The organism is Streptomyces sp. NPDC086549 (genome assembly GCF_044746205.1).
GTDB lineage: Bacteria > Actinomycetota > Actinomycetes > Streptomycetales > Streptomycetaceae > Streptomyces.
In genome coordinates this window covers 133,818-151,726 of sequence record NZ_JBIVBS010000001.1, presented here as the reverse complement: position 1 = coordinate 151,726, position 17,909 = coordinate 133,818, and the positions used below count along the sequence as shown (strand labels likewise).

Genomic DNA, 17,909 nt, shown 5'->3' with positions numbered 1-17,909 from the left:
CCCGTGCCGCGGTAGCCCAAACGGCAGAGGCAGACCGCGTTCAATCTCAGACTCTCGCTCCAGACTCAGCATTCGCCGCCGATCGCCGGATCGAACGGGCCCGGGCCCCAGCACGTCGAAATGCAGGTTCAAGTCCTGCCCGCGCAGCTCGATGCGCGGTGGTCCAAAGGCAGGACGCGGCGCGATAACGACTGACCCGGGTTCTCAAGCGTGCCGGCGTGTGAACATGGGCGGCCCTTCAGGGCCCGGGGGCAGGCTACGCCCCCGGGTCCGCTTACGTTCACCAGGAAATTGCGTTCATAAAGAACACGGCTCTCCGGTCAACCGTCACACCACGGAAACGCGAACGTGCCTTTCCGCCTGGGAACACGATCTACGGTGGAACCACCACCGAGCCCGGCCACCGTCGCCCGAAGGCACACCCCGCCCTCGTCCGGACAGGAGCCCCGTGTCCCGCGCCCTCCCCGCACCGCCCCCCTGGCTCGCCCACGCCCTCCGTGCCCAGCGCGGCCCGGTCCCCTGGAGCGCTGTCACCCGGGGCGCGCTCGCCGCCGGGCCGCTGCTCCTCGCCGCCGTCCTCGCCGACCGCACCTCCCTCGGTGTCGTCGCCGCCATCGCGGCCATGCTCGCCGGGATCAACGACCGGCCCGGCAGCCGGCGGGCCTCGGTCGTGCGGCTCGGGGCGCCCGCGCTGGCGGGGGCCGCGGGTCTGCTCGTCGGGACGTACGCGGGGCAGCACCTCACCGCCGTGCCGCTGACCCTTCTGCTCACCGCGCTCGGGCTCCTCGCCGGGGGCATCAGCGCCGTCGGGCCGGTCGCCTCCGGTGCCGGTACGCAGCTGCTCGTCGCCTCCGCCATCGGGGCCGGGATGCCGCTGCCCGAGCCGGGGTGGCAGCGGGCCCTCGCCTTTCTCGCCGGGGCCGGGTGGCTGCTCGTCCTGCGGCTGGCCCTGCCCACGCCGGGCGCCCTCGCCGGCGACTACCGGTTCGACGGGGAGCGGGACGCCGTCGCGGGGGTGTACGACGCCGTCGCCGAGCTGCTCGACGCGGTGGGCACGGACCGTGCCACCGAGCGGCGGGCCGTGCTCACCGCCGCCCTCGACCACGCGCAGGACGCCCTCGCCGGGCCCCGGCTGCGCCGGTACGCGAGCTCCGCGGCCGAGCGTCGGCTGCACGCCCAGTACGCCGCCGCGCTGCCCCTCGCCGAGGCCGCGACCGCCCTCGCCTGGGCGGGGGAGGGCGTCGGCGAGCGGGCGGCGGAGGGGCCACGGCGGCTCGCCGCCGCCGTTCGGGGCAACAGCGGCACCGGGCCACTGCCCGCGCCCGGCCGGACCGCGCCCGCCCTCCGCGCCCTCGACGAAGCCCTGCTGCGTGCCGCCGAGGCCTTCGACCGGGCCGAGGGCGTACTGCACCGCGCGCACACCCGCCGCCGTGGCGCGCGGGACCTCGTGCGGGCCGCCCTCGGTACCGGCGGACGCGAGTACGGCCTCCGCGTCGCCCTGTGCTTCGGGGCCGGGGCCGCCATCGCCCAGGCCCTGCACCACGCGCGCTGGTACGGGCAGCACCAGCACTGGTACTGGCTGCCCGCCACCGCCGTCTTCCTCGTCAAGCCCGATCTCGGGCCGCTCGCGTCCCGGGTCCTGTGCCGGGCGACGGGGACCGTCCTCGGCGCCCTCGTCTTCGCGGCCCTCGCCGCCGTGCTGCCCCGGCCCGAGGGGCTCGTCGCGCTGGTGGCCGTCAGCGGGGCGCTCATCCCCGTCGCCACCCGGCACTTCGCCGCCCTGACCGCCGTCGTCACCGTGCTCGTCCTGGCCCTCGTCATGGTCGGCGGGGAGCCGCAGGCCTCCGTCAGCCGGATCGGCGAGACGCTGCTGGCCTGCGCGATCGTGCTGATCGTCGGGCATCTGCCGATGCCGGGGGAGCGGGGCGGCGGCGTGCGGGCGCGGCTCGCGGCCGCCGGGAGCGCCGCGCAGGACTATCTCGACCACGTCCTGAGCGGGTCCGACGACCGGACGGAGCGGTGGGCCCTGCGGCGGGAGGCCTACCGCACCCTGTCCGAGGCCCGAACGGCCATCGCGCTCGCCGCCGCCGAGCTGCCCGCCCTCGCCCGGCACACCGAGGGCACTGACGCCGTCGCGGCCGTCCTCGAACGGCTCGTCGACACGACCACGGCATGCGCCGTGCACCTCGACGACACGGGACGGCTCACGCCGGACCACACCCGGCGGCTCGACGAGGCGCTGGCGGAGCTGGAGCGGGGGCGGGAGCGGCTCGGGCTCACGCTCGCGTCGGCGCCCGTGGCACGGCTGGTCCGCGGCTAGCCGATCCGCACCCACACGGGCGCGTGGTCCGACCCCGGAGTGTCCCGCCGCTGTGCCGGATCCGGGCCCACCGACGGCAGGTGCGGGGCCCCTTCGCCGGGGAGCCCGGTGCCCGCCGCCGTTATCCGGTGGGCCAGGTGGTGGCTGACCAGGACGTGGTCGATCAGCTCGCGGCGGCCGGCGTCGACACGGGAGTAACGCTGGTCGGCGGGTATCAGCGGGGCCACGTCCCAGAGCCGTACCGCGTCGCCCTTGTCGGGGCGGTCGAAGCCGGGCGTGCCGAACTCGGAGCCGGGCGGGCCGAGCAGGATCTGGGTGGTCGCGGCCAGGACTTCGTCGTTCATGTCGCCCAGGACGGCCACATCGCGCGTACGGCCCTCGCCGGCCAGCAGCTCGTCGGCCAGCGCCCGCAGGGCCGCCGCCTCGGCGGCCCGCCGGTAGAGGGCATACGCCCCGTAGCGCGCCCGCTCGCCCTCGTCCTCCGGTACGAACCGGCCCCCGGGATACGACAGCAGCTTCGACTTGAGGTGGGACACCGCCACCGTCAGCGGACCCGCCTCGGTCTCCGTCGCCACCGCCAGGAAGCCGCGCCCCGCCTGGGAGACCTCCACGTCCGAGTCGTCCTCCTGCACCGGGCGCAGCTTCGCCGGGAACGCGGCCGTGTCGGCCACCACCCGCAGCTCCGTACGGCCGAGGAAGCCGACCCGGATGCCACGGCGGTCGGGGTGTTCGGAGAGCGCCAGGTGCCAGTCGCCGTCCAGCATCCCGGCCAGGTCCTCCAGGGCGCCGGGCTCCCCGACCTCCTGTACGCCGAGCAGCGCCGGGTCCAGCTCGGTGATCACGGCGGTGAGGGAGGCGAGCTTCGTCTCGTACGCGGCCTTGTCCTTGGGGCCGTACGGGCTGCCGGGGCGATACAGGTTCTCTAGGTTCCAGGTACCCAGGAGCATGCCGGGCTCCTTCCAGAAGCCGGGAGGCGGGCGGTGCTGCGACAGTCCCACGCTGCTCGCCCGGCCCGTTCGGCGACAGGGCCGGGACCGGATCCGCGCTTCGGCTCAGGCGACCCGATGACCCTGCCGTACGTCGGCGCAATGAGTCTCGCGCCCGCCGACCTCATCATCACCGGACGCACGGCCCTCGTGCACGACGATCAAGAACGGATCGGGTTCCCGGAGGACGCCGCGATCGTCGTACGGGACGGGGACGTCGAGTCGGTGACCGGTTCCACTGCCGTACGCGACCTGCCGGCCGGCGAGCGTCCCGACGCGAGCGGCCAGGTCGAGATGCCCGGCCTGGTCGACTGTCACACGCACGCCCCGATGGCCGCCCTGCGCCGAGCTGGTCCGCGGTCGATGTGCCGGAGATGGCACGGGAGTTGGCGGAGCGGCTGCCCGCGCTCGTCGACCGGAGCCACGGGCGGCGCATTCACGAGTACGACACCTGACGCTTCCCTAGGGTGGGTTCCATGGATCTCGCGGACGGTCTCATCGACCACCCCTACGACGTCTACCGGCGACTGCGCGAAAGCGCGCCGGTGCACCGCATCGCCGGGCCCGACGGAACCCCGGCCTGGCTGGTCACCCGGTACGAGGACGTCCGGGCGGCCCTCGCCGATCCGAGGCTCTCGCTGGACCGGAACCATGCCGCCGCGGGGACGTACAAGGGATTCTCCCTGCCGCCCGCGCTCGACGCCAACCTCCTCAACATGGACCCGCCCGACCACACCCGCATCCGGCGACTCGTCGGCCGCGCCTTCACCCCGGGCCGCGTCCAGGAACTCCGCACGCCCGTCCGACGCACCGCCGACCGCCTCCTCGACGCGCTCGGCCCGCGCGGCAGCGCCGACCTGATCGACTCCTACGCCGCACCCCTGCCGATCGCCGTCATCTGCGACCTGCTCGGCATTCCGGAGGGCCACCGCCCCGACTTCCGGGGCTGGACGGACACCCTCATGGCCCCCGACCCGGCACACCCCGAAGCCGGCCGGCAGGCGATGGTGTCCATGCTCGGTTTCCTCACCCAACTCCTGGCCGACAAGCGGAAGGAGCCCGCCGACGACCTGCTCTCCGATCTGATCGCGGTACGCGACGAGGGCGACCGGCTCAGCGAGGACGAGCTGATGTCACTCGCCTTCCTCATCCTCTTCGCCGGATACGAGAACACCGTCCACCTCATCGGAAACGCGATCCTGGGGCTGCTGCGGAACCCCGAACAGCTGGCCGCGCTGCGCGCGGACCCCACGCGGCTCCCGGCCGCCGTCGAGGAGTTCGCCCGCCACGAGGGCCCCGCCCTGCTCGCCATCCGGCGCTTCCCGACCGAGGACGTGACCATCGGCGGCGTCACCGTCCCGGCCGGCGAGACGGTCTGGGTGTCCCTGTCAGCCGCCAACCGCGACCCCGCCCGCTTCCCGGACCCCGACCGCCTCGACCTCGACCGCGACGCCTCCGGCCATCTCGCCCTCGGCCACGGCATCCACTACTGCCTGGGTGCGCCCCTGGCCCGTGCCGAGACCGAGATCGCGCTGGGCGCCCTGCTGGAACGGTTCCCGGACCTCGCCCTGGCCGACGAGGAGCCGCGGTGGCGTCCCTCCCTGCGCGCCCGCGGTCTGCTCGCGCTTCCGGTGACGTACTGACGGAGAACCAGGGCAGAAAGTGTCCGTCGTGCCGGAAAGTCGACGGATCCTCACCGTCCGCGTTGAGCCGGTGTCAACTGGGTCTCAGTCACGTCACCGGGCGAGGCGTTTCTCCCCTCCGGAGCGTTAACTCCTACAAGTACGACGCTTTCTGGAGGTACAGGATGGTGAACGGGCGAACAGTGCTCGAACGCTTTCCCGCCGGCGGACCGCGAGGCTCGTGGCCGGCCGAGGAGTTCGCTCACGCGCGGCGTCTGGAAGGCCTGCCCGCCGAGGTCGTCATGGACCTCGCGACGGACACGTTCCTGGTGATCGTCCGCGGCGGCGAGGCCGCGGACTGACCGTTGCGGTACTAGCGACCAGTGCCGGTCAACCCACCTTCGGGGCGGGCAGCTTCGCCGTGAACTGCTCGGCCTGGAGGCCGTACAGCTCGGCGTAGACGCCGCCGGTGGCGAGGAGCTCGTCGGGGGTGCCGGACTCCACCAGGCGGCCCTGTTCGAGGACGTGCACCAGGTCGGCGTGGCGCACCGACGCCAGCCGGTGGGTGATCAGCACGACCGTCTGCCCGCTGCCCGCCAGCGCGCGGATCTTCTCGAAGACCTCCAGCTCGGCCCGCGCGTCCAGGGCAGCCGTCGGCTCGTCCACGATCAGGATGCGCCCGCGCCGGTACGCGGCGCGGGCGATGCCGAGCCGCTGCCACTGGCCGCCGGACAGTTCGTGCCCGCCGCTGAAGTTGCGTGCCAGCAGCGTGTCCAGGCCGCGCGGCAGGTCCGCGACCACCTCCTCCGCGCCCGCCTCGGCGACCGAGGAGGCCAGACGCTCCTCGGTGAGGGGCGCCGAGGAGCGGCCGACAGCGACATTGACCTTCGCGGTGAACGGCCAGCGCTTGAAGTCCTGGGCGACCATCGCGATGCGTTCGGCCAGCTGGTGCCGGTCGGCGCTCACCGCGTCGACGCCGTCCCACATGATCCGGCCCCGGTCCGGCTTGTAGAGGCCCGCCAGCAGCTTGACCAGCGTCGTCTTGCCCGAGCCGTTCTCACCCACCAGCGCCACGATCCGGCCCAGCGGGAGGGTGAGCGTGACGTCTTCGAGGGCGGGACGGGTAGCGTCGCCCGGATAGGTGAAACTGACGTTCTCGAACCGGATCTCCCTCGGATCCTCCGGCAGCGGCTCCCCGCCGACCGGGATCGCCCGCTCGGCCGCCTCGACGTACAGCCGCTGCAGATCGCCCACGAACAGAGCCTCCTCGTGCAGCTGGTTGATCTCCAGGACGAGCGTGTCGAGGCTCGCGGAGCCGGTGCGGATCGCGATCACCGCCGTACCGGCCACGGACAGCGCCATCGCCCCGGACAGCAGCAGCGCACCCAGCGTCGCGTACGTCGCCACCGTCGCCAGGCCCGTCCAGGCTCCCGCGATCAGGCCCGTGCGGGCCGCGAGCCGGGCCAGCCGGGCCTGCTCCGCCTCGGCCGTCTCCGACATGGCCCGGAAGTGCCGCAGCAGGAACGGCCCGACACCGTGCACGCGGATCTCCGGGGCGGCCTCCGGCTCGGTGAGCAGGGCGCTGATCAGATGCCCGGCACGGGCGTGCTGCACCCAGGTGTGGAAGGACTCGTAGCGGCGCCGGGCGTTGGTCAGGGCACCCCAGGCACTCGGCAGGGTCATGGTCACCAGCAGCGGCAGCAGGGCCGGGTGCAGCACGGTCAGCACGCCCGCCGCCGCGGCGAGCGAGATCACCGCGTTCACGACGCGCGTGCCGTACATGATCATGCGACGGGCGGAGCCGGCGCCGTACTGGGCGGTGTCCAGCAGCTTGTGGAAGGCGTGGTCCTCGATCGCGGCCAGCTCCACGGCCGCCGCGCGCTCCAGGTACAGCTCGGTCGCCACCCGTTCCACCTTGGGCTCCAGACGGCCGGTGGCATACGTCGACGCCGCCCGCAGCAGGGCGCTCACCAGCATCACCGCGGCCATGGCCACCAGGGCCGGCGCGGCGCCGCGCAACCGCTCCTCGATCGGGCCCCCGCCGATCAGCCGCCCCAGCACACTGTTCACGGCCAGCAGGCTCACCGCCTGGGCCACGCCCCGGCCCGCCTCTGCGGCCAGCACGGTCCGCGCGGCCCGCTCGTCGGCCTGCCGGGCCAGCTGGAAACTCGATGCCAGCATGCCGGGCAACCGCGTGACCATGGCCCGGAAGTCCAGCTCCAGGAAGGCGTCCCGGTGCTGGTTCCACCCCATGTCGTACCGCAGCGGCCCCCCGAACAGCAGCTGCTCCGAATCGGACACCTCGGGTTTGACCCCGCCGTGCCTCCTACCCACCGTGGACCTCCCCCTGGTCGTGGACGAAGGGCCACTATCGCGGGGCGGGGTCCTTCGGGGCAGGGCGCTTGGTGCGGTGGCGGGAACGCGCGGGCGTACGCCGTGAGCCAGGGCCGGATACGGGGTGCGACGCCCGAGTCAGGCGGGCGCCGTACCCCACCGGCCGCGCCGGTGCGGCGCTCACGCGCTGATCGGGCGTGACCAGTCCGGGGTGGTGCCCGTCACCCGGCACAGAGCCAGGTACAGCGGGATCGGCGGGGTGTACGGAACCGTGCCGTCCGGCCGGTTGATGAGGCGGGCGGCCTCGGGGATCGGGGCGCCGGGGGCGTAGTGGGTGGGGGAGGGCCAGGGCAGGGCGTAGTCGGAGTCTGACGGGACGATCCACCACCAGTGCGCCTCGTCGGCGTACACACAGCCCACACGCGGAAGCCGGGGCACGATCAGCGGTCCGAAGCGGGCCGGCACGGCCACCGCGTCGCAGCCCAGCGGCGCCGTCATGCCCTTGGGCAGCGGCAGGGGCCCGGTCGCGTCAGGAGTGCGCTGCTCGCGCCTCAGACGCATCAAGGTGTCCAGTCCGAGCACCTGGCCGGACCCGGGGGTGCCGCTCACGGCCGTTCCGGACTCGTGCGGCGAGGGCCCCGCGCCTGGCGCACCACGCGGTGCGCCGTCTCCGGCTGGGTCCCCACGCGGTGCTTCGTCTCTGCCTGCTCCTGCTCGTCCGAGCCGTTGGACTGCCCCGGCTTGGGGCGGGCGCCCCAGCCCAGGTCGTTGCGCGGCTCCGGCAGGTCATGGGTGGCGTCGGTCTGCCGCGGCAGCTCGGCCCAGACCAGCAGTCCGGGTCCGTGCTGCTGGGCGCCCCAGGCCCGGCACATGGCGTCGACGAGGAGCAATCCCCTCCCGTGCTCCTCCTCGGGCCGCTGCGGGGACGGGTGGGGCTCGCCGGGCGCACAGCCCTCGTCGCGCACGGCTATGCGCACCGTGTCGTCGTGGTCGCGCAGCTCGCACACGACGCGACTGCTCGCGGTGTGCACGATCGCGTTGGTGACCAGCTCGGATATGACGAGTTCCGCCGTGTCACAGGTGTCCGCGCACACCGACCAGCCGGTCAGCCGGGCGCGTGTCAGGCGTCTCGCCTGGGCGGGAGAACCCGGATGTGCGGCCAACTCGAACTGGAACCGGCGCGCGGCAGCGGCCCCACCTGGGGCGACTCCCGCGGCGGCGCCGAGACCGGGACGGTCTGCGGCGGCGTCTGTTCCTAAGGGCGCGGACGGAATCACGCTTGCCACTATCGCCCCGCCGTGAACACTTGGCAAGTGCCACTCTGAAAAATGCAGAGTGCTGTGTGACGCGGTGAAGGGCCGTGGCACACTGCTGGCAACAGCACCTCGAGCGGCGCCAGTTGGGATCACTGAGGATCCGCGGGATCTTCGAACGGATCTTCGAATGGCGCCGTATGGCTGTCAGGAATCGTTCGTGGAGGTGGGAGCGTGAGCGAACCGCGGTCCGCGCCGACGGTGGGACAGGTCGTCCTCGGCCGCCGCCTGTTGGACCTGCGGGAACGCGCCGGGCTCAAGCGCGAGGAGGCCGCCCGCATCCTCCGCGTGGCCCCCGCCACCGTCCGCCGCATGGAGATGGCCGAGGTCGCTCTCAAGATCCCGTACCTCCAGCTCCTCCTGAAGGCCTACGGCGTTCCCGACGAAGAGGCCGACCTCTTCGTGCAGTTGGCCGAGGAGGCCAACAGACCCGGCTGGTGGCAGCGGTTCCACGACATCCTGCCGGGCTGGTTCTCGATGTACGTCAGCCTGGAGGGCGCGGCGAGTCTCATCCGCTCGTACGAGCCGCACTTCGTACCCGGGCTGCTGCAGACCGAGGACTACGCGCGCGGGGTCCTCAAGTCGGGAGCCGTCGGACAGACCAGGCCCGAGGACATCGAGCGTCATGTCGCGCTGCGCATGCAGCGCCAGGAACTGCTCACCCGCCCCGACGCCCCCCGTTTCTGGGCGGTGCTGGACGAGACCGCCCTGCGTCGCCAGGTCGGCGGCCCGGAGGTGATGCGCGCGCAGATCGACAAACTGCTCGAGGCCGCGAAGCTGCCCAACGTGACGATCCAGGTCGCCCCGTTCGCCAACGGGCCGCACCCGGGCACGTACGGGCCCTTCGTGCTCTTTCGATTTGCCATGTCGGAACTGCCGGACATGGTCTACAGCGAGTACCTGACCGGCGCCGTCTACCTGGACGCGCGTCCCGAGGTGGCGACCCACCTGGAGGTCATGGACCGCATGGCGGCGCAGGCCGCTACGGCACATCGCACGAAGGAGATCCTCCTGGATCTCCGCAAGGAGCTGTGAATGGATCGCATCAAGTCCCAGTTCGGGCCGCGGAACCGCGCCGAGCGGATCTACAACGGCATGCCCGCACGGGAGTTGGGCAGCGAGGGCTGGCACAAGCCGTGGAGCGGCGGCAACGGGGGCAACTGCCTGGAGGCGATGAAGCTGGCCGACGGCCGGATCGCCGTCCGTCAGTCGACCGACCCGGACGGACCGGCACTGATCTACACCTCGGACGAGATGACCGCCTTCATCGAGGGCGCCAAGGCGGGGGAGGCGGATTTCCTCCTGTCCTGACCGGCCTTTTGTTCAGATTGTTCTGACTGCTTGCTCAACTTCCTTATCTTGGTACTGAATTGATGATCAACTTCGTCCGCTGCTTACGGAGTGCCTCATGACCGGGCAGGACCCCACGGCCGCCATTGAGATCGACACCAGCAGGCCGCATCCCGCGCGAATGTACGACTGGTACCTCGGCGGCAAGGACAACTACCCCGTCGACGAGGAGATGGGCCGGCAGATGCTGACCCTCGAACCCAGGGTTCCGGTGATGGCCCGGGTCAACCGCGCCTTCATGCACCGGGCCACACGCTGGCTGGCCCGGAACGGGGTGCGGCAGTTCCTGGACATCGGCACCGGCATACCGACCGAGCCCAACCTGCACCAGATCGCCCAGTCGGTCGCGCCCGACACCCGCGTCGTCTACTGCGACAATGACCCGATCGTGCTGGCCCACGCGGCGGCTCTGCTGCGCGGCACGCCGGAGGGCGCGACCGAGTATCTGCAGGCCGACGTGCGCGATCCGGCCGCCATCGTCGAGGGCGCCAAGCGGGTCCTGGACTTCGGCCGTCCGGTCGCGCTCTCGCTCGTCGCCCTCCTCCACTTCGTCCCGGACGAGGACGGCGCGCACGAGGTGGTCGGTCGGCTGCTGTCCGAACTGCCGTCCGGCAGCTACCTGGTGATGACCCACGCCACCGCCGACTTCACTCCGGAGGAGTCGGCGGTGGCCATCGAGAAGCTCAAGGCGGCGGGCGTGACCCTGGCGCTGCGTTCCCGCGAGGAGTTCACCCGCTTCTTCGACGGGCTGGAGCTGGTGGACCCCGGCGTCGACATCGTCCACAAGTGGCACCCGGAGCTGGGCGAGCCGGTTCCCGGGCAGGACGACGGGGTCATTCCGGGGTACGGGGCGGTGGGCCGCAAGCCGTAGGGCGACGGGGCGCAAACCGCAAGCCCGTGGGCCGCAAGCCGCAAGCCGCAAGTCGTGGGCCGGCGGGGCGTAAGCCGCAGGGCGGCGGGGCGCAGCCGTGGACCGGCGGGGCGTAAGCCGCAAGCCGTGGGCCGGCGGCGTGTAGGCCGAAGGCGGGCGGGGCGCAAGCCGAAGGGCCTGGGCGCGGGGCCCGTCACCGGGGTGGGGCCGGTCACTGCGGTGGAAGGACCGCGCACAGGGCCTCCAGCGCGGCCCCGTAGGCGTGCTCGGAGGGCGTCGCGTAGCCGACCACCAGGCCGTCCCCGGCCGTCATGTCCGTTGCCGGGTGCCGGAACCCGGCGAGTCCGTCGAGGGCCACGCCGTGCCAGGCCGCCGCCTTGACCGCGGACCGCTCGGTGCCCGGCGGCAGCCGCAGCACCGCGTGCAGCCCTGCCGCCACACCCGTGACCTCGACGTGCGGCGCGTGCACGGCGAGCGCCTCGACCAGCCGGTCACGGCGGCGCCGGTAGTGCTGTCGCATGCGCCGCACATGACGGTCGTACGACCCCGAGACCACGAAGTCCGCGAGGGCCAGCTGGTCCAGGACGCTCGCCCACGCCTCGCGCTCGCCCTTGGCCGCCAGCACGGCGTCGACGTACCGCTCCGGGAGGACCATCCACCCCAGCCGCAGCGCCGGCGACAGGCTCTTGCTGACCGAGCCGATGTGGATCACCCGCTCGGGGTCGAGGCCCTGGACCGCCCCCACCGGTTTGCGGTCGTACCGGAACTCCCCGTCGTAGTCGTCCTCCAGCACCACCGCGCCACGCGCGCGTGCCCAGTCGATCACGGCGGCCCGCCGCTCGGCGTGCAGCGGGCCGCCGGTCGGGAACTGGTGCTGGGGCGTGAGCAGCACGGCCCGCTCACGCCCCAGCAGGTCCACACGCGCGCCGCGCTCGTCCAGCGGGAGCGGCACCGTCCGTACGCCGGCCGCCGCGAGCAGCCCCCGGTGAAACCCCAGCCCGTACGCCTCCACGGCCAGCGGGCCGCCAAGCACACCGCCGCCGCCCTGGCCGAACAGCAGCCTCAGCGCGTGCGCGAAGCCGGAGCAGATCACGATCCGGCCCGGCGCGGTGCGCACACCACGCGCGCGTGCCAGATACTCCGTGAGGGCTTCGCGCAGTTCGAGCCGCCCGGCCGGATCGCCCGGCCCGAACGCCTCGGTGGGCGCCGCCTGGAGCGCCCGCCGGTACGACGCCGCCCAGGCCGTCCGCGGGAACGCCGACGCGTCCGGAGTGCCCTGCCTGAGGTCGTGCCGGGGTCCACGCGCGCGTGGCGGCGCTTTTCTGGGCACCCGTACAGCGTGTCGCAGCGGCTCGGCACGCTCGGCGACCTGCGTGCCCGAGCCCTGCCGCGCGGTCAGCCAGCCCTCCGCGACAAGCTCCGCGTAGGCGTCCGCGACGGTGTTCCGGGCCACGCCGAGGTCGGCCGCGAGCGAGCGGTAGGGCGGCAGCCGGGTGCCGGGAGCCAGCCGCCCGTCGGCTACCGCCTCGCGCAGAGCCCGGATCAGCGCCGCGCGCCGCCCGCCCGGCCCGGACAGCTCCAGATGCAGGTCCGCGCCGATCCGCTCCGCGGAATTGACCCACGATTCCGTCATGAAAATGAACCCTACAGAGGGTCTTTCAGGTCCGTAGGTTGAAGGACATGACGACGAACACCACAGCCTCTGCCGCCACCGCCGCCATCGCCGCTGCCGAGGCCGGACGCACCCGCCTCGACTTCGCCAAGTCCGCCCCGAAGGTCTTCCGCGCCCTCATCGGCTTCGACGCGGCCGCCCGCGAGGGCCTCGACCCCGCCCTCGTCGAACTCGTCCAGATCCGCAGCTCGTACCTCAACCACTGCGCCTATTGCCTGCACATGCACACCAACGACGCCCGCAAGGCGGGCGAGAGCGAGGACCGGCTGCACATGGTCGCCGTGTGGCGCGAGGCCCGCCACTTCTTCACCCCGAAGGAACAGGCCGCCCTCGCCCTGACGGAGGCGGTCACCCTGGTGGCCGACGCGGGCGTCCCCGACGACGTCTACGCCGAAGCCGCCGCCCACTTCGACGAGGAGGAACTGGCCCACGTCCTGGCCCTGATCCTCACGATCAACACCTGGAACCGGGTGGCCCTGGCGACGGGAAAGGTGGCGGGCACGGACGAACGCCGCCGCTGATCCGCCGGCCGTCTCCCGGCCATGGCGACATGGCCGCCGTTCACACGGTCATCGGCCGGTCGTACGGCGATATCGGCGCCGGCAGCCGCGAGCTCCCCATCAGATAGCGGTCGACGGCGGCCGCCACCGCCCGCCCCTCCGCGATCGCCCACACGATCAGTGACTGCCCCCGCGCGGCGTCTCCGGCGACGAACACGCCGGGGGCGTTGGTCGCGAAACCACGGTCCCGGGCGATCGTGCCGCGTGGCTCCATCGCCACCCCCAGCTGGTCGATGAGCCCGTCCTCCCGGTCCGGCCCGGAGAAGCCGAGGGCGAGCAGCACGAAGTCGGCGGGGAGTGTCCGCCCGGTGCCCGGCACGGGCCGCCGCGCCGCGTCCACCTCGACCAGGTGCAGGGACCGCACCTGCCCGCGCTCGTCCCCGGTGAAGCGGAGCGTCGACGCCGCGAAGAGCCGCGCGTCGGCGTCCGCCGCCGGCGCCGTCTCCAGATCGCGCGCCTCCTCGTGCGCGGCCGACAGCCGGTAGACCTTCGGATACGTCGGCCAGGGATCGGTTTCCTCGTCCCGCTCGGCACCCGGCTGGGCGTAGATGTCCAGCTGGGACACGGACACGGCGCCTTCCCGTACGGCGGTCCCCAGGCAGTCCGCCCCGGTGTCACCGCCGCCCACGATGACGACGTGCCTGCCGGTGGCGGACATCGGCGAGACCTCCAGATCCCCCTCGCACACCCGGTTGGCCAGCGGCAGATACTCCATCGCCTGGTGTATCCCGGTCAGTTCCCGCCCCGGTACGGGCAGTTCGCGCCACGCGGTGGCTCCCGTCGCGATCACGACGGCGTCGTACCGCGACTGCAGCTCGGCCGCCCCGATGTCACGCCCGATGGTCGTCGACGTACGGAACTTGGTGCCCTCCGCGCGCATCTGCTCCAGTCGCCGCTCCAGATGCCGCTTCTCCATCTTGAACTCGGGAATGCCGTAGCGCATCAGCCCGCCCAGCCGGTCGTCCTTCTCGTACACGGCGACCGTGTGCCCGGCCCGGGTCAGCTGCTGGGCCGCGGCCAGTCCGGTCGGCCCCGACCCGATCACCGCGACCGTCCGCCCGGACAGCCGGTCCGGCGCCCGGGGCGGCACGAACCCCTCCTCCCACGCCCGGTCGCCGATCGCGCACTCGACGTTCTTGATGGTGACGGCCGGCTGGTTGATCGCGAGAACGCACCCCGCCTCGCACGGCGCCGGACACAACCGTCCGGTGAACTCCGGGAAGTTGTTCGTCGCGTGCAGCCGGTCACTGGCCGCGCGCCAGTCCTCCCGCGACACCAGGTCGTTCCATTCGGGGATCAGATTGCCCAGAGGGCAGGCGTCGTGGCAGAACGGGACACCGCAGTCCATGCAGCGGTCGGCCTGCTTGCTGATGATGGGCAGCAGCGCCCCCGGGACATAGACCTCGTCCCAGTCCCGGACCCGCTCCTCGACCGGTCTGCGCGGCCACTCCTGGCGCGGCGTGGTCATGAAACCCTTGGGATCGGCCATGGTCGTCTTCCTTGCGTACGCGTACGACGGGCCGTGCGGCATCGGGCAGCACCTTTCGGCCACGATACGTCCCCTCGGGCGCACGCGCAGAGTGGTGGACAGCGCTTTCTCCGGGGCCTTCCTCAGGTGCGGGTCAGGTGCGGGTCAGGCGGCGATCAGGCACCGGCCAGGCGTCGGTCAGCTTCCTCCGGGACCGCCCTCAGGTGAGTGCCAGCACGTACACCACCGCGGCCGCGGCCGAGGCGACCGTACGGACGTGGTTCCACACGGTCCACTGACGTACATACGTCGGCCAGTACGAGGCGGCCTCCCGGGTGTCGGGGTCCAGCTCGCCGAGGGTGTTGTTGCGGGGCACGTTCGCCGCCACGGTCACCCCGAACGAGCCGAACAGATACAGCGCGCTGCCCAGCAGCAGCTCCACCTTCCCGTCGTCGGGCCACAGCACGAACGTCACCACCGCGATCACCGTGCACACCACAGCCGACCCGGCGAACACCAGCATGAAGGAGGGCGTCACGGCGGCCATGTTGATCGCGTTCATCGCGGCGACGCCCTGCGCGGGCGGCAGCGAGGCGAGCCCCCTCATCACGAACGTCGAGAATCCACAGAAGACCCCGGCGACCAGGCCGGTCCCGAGCACACCCAGCAGGGTCAGTACGAAATACGGCCCATCGATCATGCCCCCCTCCCACCTCTGGGCCGGGCCCCGCCCGGCACCCCTCGTCACCTCAAGTGAATTCCCACCCGGGAACGGTGCCCATGACCGAGAACCGCGGAGACATACGCGAGCGTCCACAAGAGGTTCCCGGATGCGCGTCGACAAGGCGGCTCCCGGACTCTGGACCCGGACTCTGGACCCGGACTCTGGACCCGGATTCGGGACCCGGACTCTGGCCTCAGCCCACGTCTGCTTCGGTTCCACGCCACGCCCGCAGCACCGTCTCCACCGCCGCCGCGATCCGCCGCCGCGCCTCGTGCCAGGTCACCCCGCTCATCAGCAGTTGGTCGTACGGCGTGTCCAGGTGCCGTACGGACGCCACGACCGCCGAGATCACCGCGGCCTCGGACAGTGCCCGCCCCGCAGCGCTTCTCCCCACCCGGCCACTGCCCCGCACCGACGCGTGCCCAGCGATCGCCAGGGCCCGGTCCACCGGGCACCCGGGAAAGAGCCGTCGGACCTCGGCCGCGAACGCCTCCGCGAACCGCTCGTCCTCCGCCGCCCGGCGCCGCGCGTCCCGCGCCCGGCGCCGCCGCCGCGCCTCCGCGTCGGCCAGGCATCGCTCCTCGGCCCGGGCCAGGGCGGCCTCCTCCACGAGGACGCCCTGCCGCTCGTACCGGCTCTTGCGCCGGTTGAACCGCACCACCACCGCCGACAGCACACTCTCCTCCCGCGACCTGCGGGTCAGCGCCGTGTCGCCGCGCGGCACGAACACCAGATGCCCGAGGTCGGCGCAGTCGAGGCAGCGCGGCGCACCGTCCTCCAGCACGAGCAGTTTCAACGGCCCGCGACGGCAGGTGGCGCACTGCATGTGCCGGAGCGGCTGGAAGACGAGAAGTCCGCTGCGGTGCATGGGAGTTGTCAGGCGCGCCATAAGGGGTTCCTTCCCCGCGCGGCCCTGGATCTCCCGGTGGGTCCGGCCGGGTTCCTTCGCAAGGAACCCGGCCGGGGCCCGCCCATCGGCGAATCCACGACCACGCGGCATCATGGCGACTGTGCGACTCGAACCGATCACCTGGGACAGGCTCGGCGAACTGCTCGCCGAGCGGCTGCTGGACCTGAAGCCCGCCGACGGCAGCCCCTGGCCGCGCGTCGCCTTCGACGGCGCCCCGGCGGCCCGCCCGGGTGACCTCGCGCAGCGCGTCACGGAGGAGCTGCGCGTTCGTGGCCGGCCCTCGCTCGTCGTGGCTGCCGAGGGCTTCCTGCGCCCTGCCTCGCTCCGCCTGGAGTACGGCCGCCGGGACGTCGAGTCCTACTACAGCGGCTGGTTCGACACCGCCGCCCTGTGGCGCGAGGTCTTCGGCCCGCTCGAACCCGGCGGGGACGGCCGCGTCCTGCCCGACCTGTGGGACCCGGCAACCGACCGGGCCACCCGCAGCTCCTACGTCCAACTCCCTCCCGGTGGGCTGCTGTTGATGCATGGTCCCCTCCTTCTGCGGCACTGGTTCCCCTTCGACCTGACCGTCCATGTCCTCCTCTCGCCCGGTGCCCTGCGTCGTCGCACGCCCGAGGCCGACCACTGGACGCTCCCCGCCTTCGGGCGGTACGCGGACGAGACCGACCCCGCCGCGACGGCCGACGTCCTGGTGCGTGCCGACGACCCGCGCCGCCCGGCGTGGAACGGGTGATCCGGCGAGCCGCAGATCCCCGAACCGGAGATCCCCGAACCTCTTTTATGTGCGCGTGCATTTAATTATCCTGGCGTCATGACGATCTCCATGAGCGATCCCGTCTCCTTGGACGACTCCGTCCGAACCCTCCTCGACGGCAGGAACTTCGCCAGCGTGGCCACCCTCGGCCCCGACGGCGCCCCGCAGAACTCGGTGGTCTGGATCAAGCGCGAGGGCGACACCGTGCTCTTCTCCTCCGTCGGCAACCGCCAGAAAGTGCGCAACCTCCGCCGCGACCCGCGCATCAGCCTGTCGGTCTTCGACCTGGCCAACCCCTACGCCTCTGCCGAGATCCGTGGCACCGCCGAGATCCTCCCGGACGAGGGCAAGCGGCTCCCGCACGAGCTCTCGCACAAGTACCTCGGCATCGACCCGCCCGCGGAGAAAGACGACGAGGTCCGCGTGATCATCAGGATCGTCCCGCGCAAGGTCGTGGCCTTCTCGGCCTGAGGTGCGGTCGTGGGGCCGCGCGCGAGAGAATGAGAGGCGCCGGGACCAGCGGTGCGTCCCGCGCCGCGCCGGCCCGTCCGGCATCGGGAGGTACCCCATGACCACCGCCGGAGACATCATGCACCGTGGCGCACAGTGGATCCCCGCCCACGAGACCCTGGACCGCGCCGCCCAGCTGATGCGCGAGCTAGGCGTCGGAGCCCTGCCCATCAGCGACCAGAACGAACGCCTCTGCGGCATCCTCACCGACCGGGACATAGTCGTCGGCTGCGTCGCCATGGGGCGCGACCCGGCCAAGGTCACCGCCGGCGAGATGGCCCAGGGCACGCCCCGCTGGATCGAGGCGAGCGCCGATGTGGGCGAGGTGCTCCAGGAGATGAAGGAGCACCAGATCCGCCGGCTTCCGGTCATCGAGAACAAGCGCCTGGTCGGCATGATCAGCGAGGCCGATCTCGCCCGGAGCCTGAGCGAGGACCAGATCGCCGCCTTCGCGGAGAGCGTCTATGCCAGGACTGGCCCGTCCCTCCACTGACTCCGGGCCCGGCGCCACGCCC

At 72.6% G+C, this 17,909-nt stretch carries 18 protein-coding genes and 1 pseudogene; 11 read left to right on the top strand and 8 right to left on the bottom strand.

The features are described 5' to 3' along the window. The first annotated feature begins 448 nt into the window (after window positions 1-448). Window positions 449-2,320: an FUSC family protein gene (locus ACIPSA_RS00685; RefSeq protein ID WP_402627051.1), complete on the top strand. Its 1,872-nt coding sequence runs from the start codon at window positions 449-451 to the stop codon at window positions 2,318-2,320. Here ACIPSA_RS00685 and ACIPSA_RS00680 read toward each other — a convergent pair. Next, entirely contained in the window at window positions 2,317-3,267 is a 951-nt protein-coding gene (locus ACIPSA_RS00680; RefSeq protein WP_402627048.1) for an endonuclease/exonuclease/phosphatase family protein, read from the bottom strand. The genes ACIPSA_RS00685 and ACIPSA_RS00680 overlap by 4 nt on opposite strands. Window positions 3,268-3,408: 141 nt before the next feature. Here ACIPSA_RS00680 and ACIPSA_RS00675 point away from each other — a divergent pair. From ACIPSA_RS00675 to ACIPSA_RS00665, 3 genes and pseudogenes are all read left to right on the top strand, one after another. Continuing rightward, window positions 3,409-3,651 (top strand): annotated as a pseudogene (locus tag ACIPSA_RS00675) (amidohydrolase); the annotation flags it as partial. Window positions 3,652-3,782: 131 nt separating this feature from the next. Continuing rightward, entirely contained in the window at window positions 3,783-4,949 is a 1,167-nt protein-coding gene (locus ACIPSA_RS00670) for a cytochrome P450 (RefSeq protein WP_402627044.1), read from the top strand. Between the two features lie 164 nt (window positions 4,950-5,113). After that, the gene (locus ACIPSA_RS00665) at window positions 5,114-5,290 is read left to right on the top strand and encodes a hypothetical protein (RefSeq protein ID WP_402627041.1); all 177 of its coding nucleotides are present in this window, start codon (window positions 5,114-5,116) and stop codon (window positions 5,288-5,290) included. A gap of 28 nt (window positions 5,291-5,318) precedes the next feature. Here the strand turns inward: ACIPSA_RS00665 and ACIPSA_RS00660 are convergent, their stop codons facing one another. The 3 genes from ACIPSA_RS00660 to ACIPSA_RS00650 all read right to left on the bottom strand — a co-directional run bounded on the left by ACIPSA_RS00660 (window position 5,319) and on the right by ACIPSA_RS00650 (window position 8,548). Then, window positions 5,319-7,181 (bottom strand): ABC transporter ATP-binding protein, encoded by a 1,863-nt coding sequence (locus tag ACIPSA_RS00660; RefSeq protein ID WP_402629392.1) that lies wholly within the window; start codon window positions 7,179-7,181, stop codon window positions 5,319-5,321. Between the two features lie 261 nt (window positions 7,182-7,442). After that, entirely contained in the window at window positions 7,443-7,823 is a 381-nt protein-coding gene (locus ACIPSA_RS00655; protein ID WP_402629389.1) for a hypothetical protein, read from the bottom strand. Between the two features lie 44 nt (window positions 7,824-7,867). Continuing rightward, the gene (locus tag ACIPSA_RS00650; RefSeq protein WP_402627038.1) at window positions 7,868-8,548 is read right to left on the bottom strand and encodes an ATP-binding protein; all 681 of its coding nucleotides are present in this window, start codon (window positions 8,546-8,548) and stop codon (window positions 7,868-7,870) included. 201 nt (window positions 8,549-8,749) lie between these two features. On the opposite strand from ACIPSA_RS00650, the gene ACIPSA_RS00645 reads away from it, so the two are divergent. The 3 genes from ACIPSA_RS00645 to ACIPSA_RS00635 all read left to right on the top strand — a co-directional run bounded on the left by ACIPSA_RS00645 (window position 8,750) and on the right by ACIPSA_RS00635 (window position 10,796). Then, window positions 8,750-9,610, top strand: a complete 861-nt coding sequence (locus tag ACIPSA_RS00645; protein WP_402627036.1) for a helix-turn-helix transcriptional regulator — start codon at window positions 8,750-8,752, stop codon at window positions 9,608-9,610. After that, entirely contained in the window at window positions 9,611-9,886 is a 276-nt protein-coding gene (locus ACIPSA_RS00640; RefSeq protein WP_402627033.1) for a DUF397 domain-containing protein, read from the top strand. 97 nt (window positions 9,887-9,983) lie between these two features. After that, window positions 9,984-10,796 (top strand): SAM-dependent methyltransferase, encoded by an 813-nt coding sequence (locus ACIPSA_RS00635; RefSeq protein WP_402627030.1) that lies wholly within the window; start codon window positions 9,984-9,986, stop codon window positions 10,794-10,796. Window positions 10,797-11,007: 211 nt separating this feature from the next. Here ACIPSA_RS00635 and ACIPSA_RS00630 read toward each other — a convergent pair whose 3' ends face one another. Beyond that, window positions 11,008-12,429 (bottom strand): PLP-dependent aminotransferase family protein, encoded by a 1,422-nt coding sequence (locus tag ACIPSA_RS00630; RefSeq protein ID WP_402627028.1) that lies wholly within the window; start codon window positions 12,427-12,429, stop codon window positions 11,008-11,010. 47 nt (window positions 12,430-12,476) lie between these two features. Here ACIPSA_RS00630 and ACIPSA_RS00625 point away from each other — a divergent pair, with 47 nt between their 5' ends. Then, window positions 12,477-12,989: a carboxymuconolactone decarboxylase family protein gene (locus ACIPSA_RS00625; RefSeq protein WP_402627026.1), complete on the top strand. Its 513-nt coding sequence runs from the start codon at window positions 12,477-12,479 to the stop codon at window positions 12,987-12,989. Window positions 12,990-13,029: 40 nt separating this feature from the next. Here the strand turns inward: ACIPSA_RS00625 and ACIPSA_RS00620 are convergent, their stop codons facing one another. From ACIPSA_RS00620 to ACIPSA_RS00610, 3 genes are all read right to left on the bottom strand, one after another. After that, window positions 13,030-14,517: a glutamate synthase subunit beta gene (locus ACIPSA_RS00620; RefSeq protein ID WP_402627024.1), complete on the bottom strand. Its 1,488-nt coding sequence runs from the start codon at window positions 14,515-14,517 to the stop codon at window positions 13,030-13,032. Between the two features lie 199 nt (window positions 14,518-14,716). Further along, window positions 14,717-15,196: a DUF1772 domain-containing protein gene (locus ACIPSA_RS00615; protein ID WP_402627021.1), complete on the bottom strand. Its 480-nt coding sequence runs from the start codon at window positions 15,194-15,196 to the stop codon at window positions 14,717-14,719. Between the two features lie 217 nt (window positions 15,197-15,413). Continuing rightward, entirely contained in the window at window positions 15,414-16,109 is a 696-nt protein-coding gene (locus ACIPSA_RS00610) for a DUF2293 domain-containing protein (RefSeq protein WP_402627019.1), read from the bottom strand. 112 nt (window positions 16,110-16,221) lie between these two features. Between ACIPSA_RS00610 and ACIPSA_RS00605 the strand changes: the two genes are divergently transcribed. The 3 genes from ACIPSA_RS00605 (at window position 16,222) to ACIPSA_RS00595 (ending at window position 17,887) form a co-directional block, all read left to right on the top strand. After that, the gene (locus tag ACIPSA_RS00605; protein ID WP_402627017.1) at window positions 16,222-16,863 is read left to right on the top strand and encodes a uridine kinase; all 642 of its coding nucleotides are present in this window, start codon (window positions 16,222-16,224) and stop codon (window positions 16,861-16,863) included. A 78-nt stretch (window positions 16,864-16,941) separates the two neighbouring features. Continuing rightward, the gene (locus ACIPSA_RS00600) at window positions 16,942-17,355 is read left to right on the top strand and encodes a PPOX class F420-dependent oxidoreductase (protein WP_402627014.1); all 414 of its coding nucleotides are present in this window, start codon (window positions 16,942-16,944) and stop codon (window positions 17,353-17,355) included. 97 nt (window positions 17,356-17,452) lie between these two features. Further along, window positions 17,453-17,887: a CBS domain-containing protein gene (locus ACIPSA_RS00595; protein WP_402627011.1), complete on the top strand. Its 435-nt coding sequence runs from the start codon at window positions 17,453-17,455 to the stop codon at window positions 17,885-17,887. Window positions 17,888-17,909 lie beyond the last annotated feature (22 nt).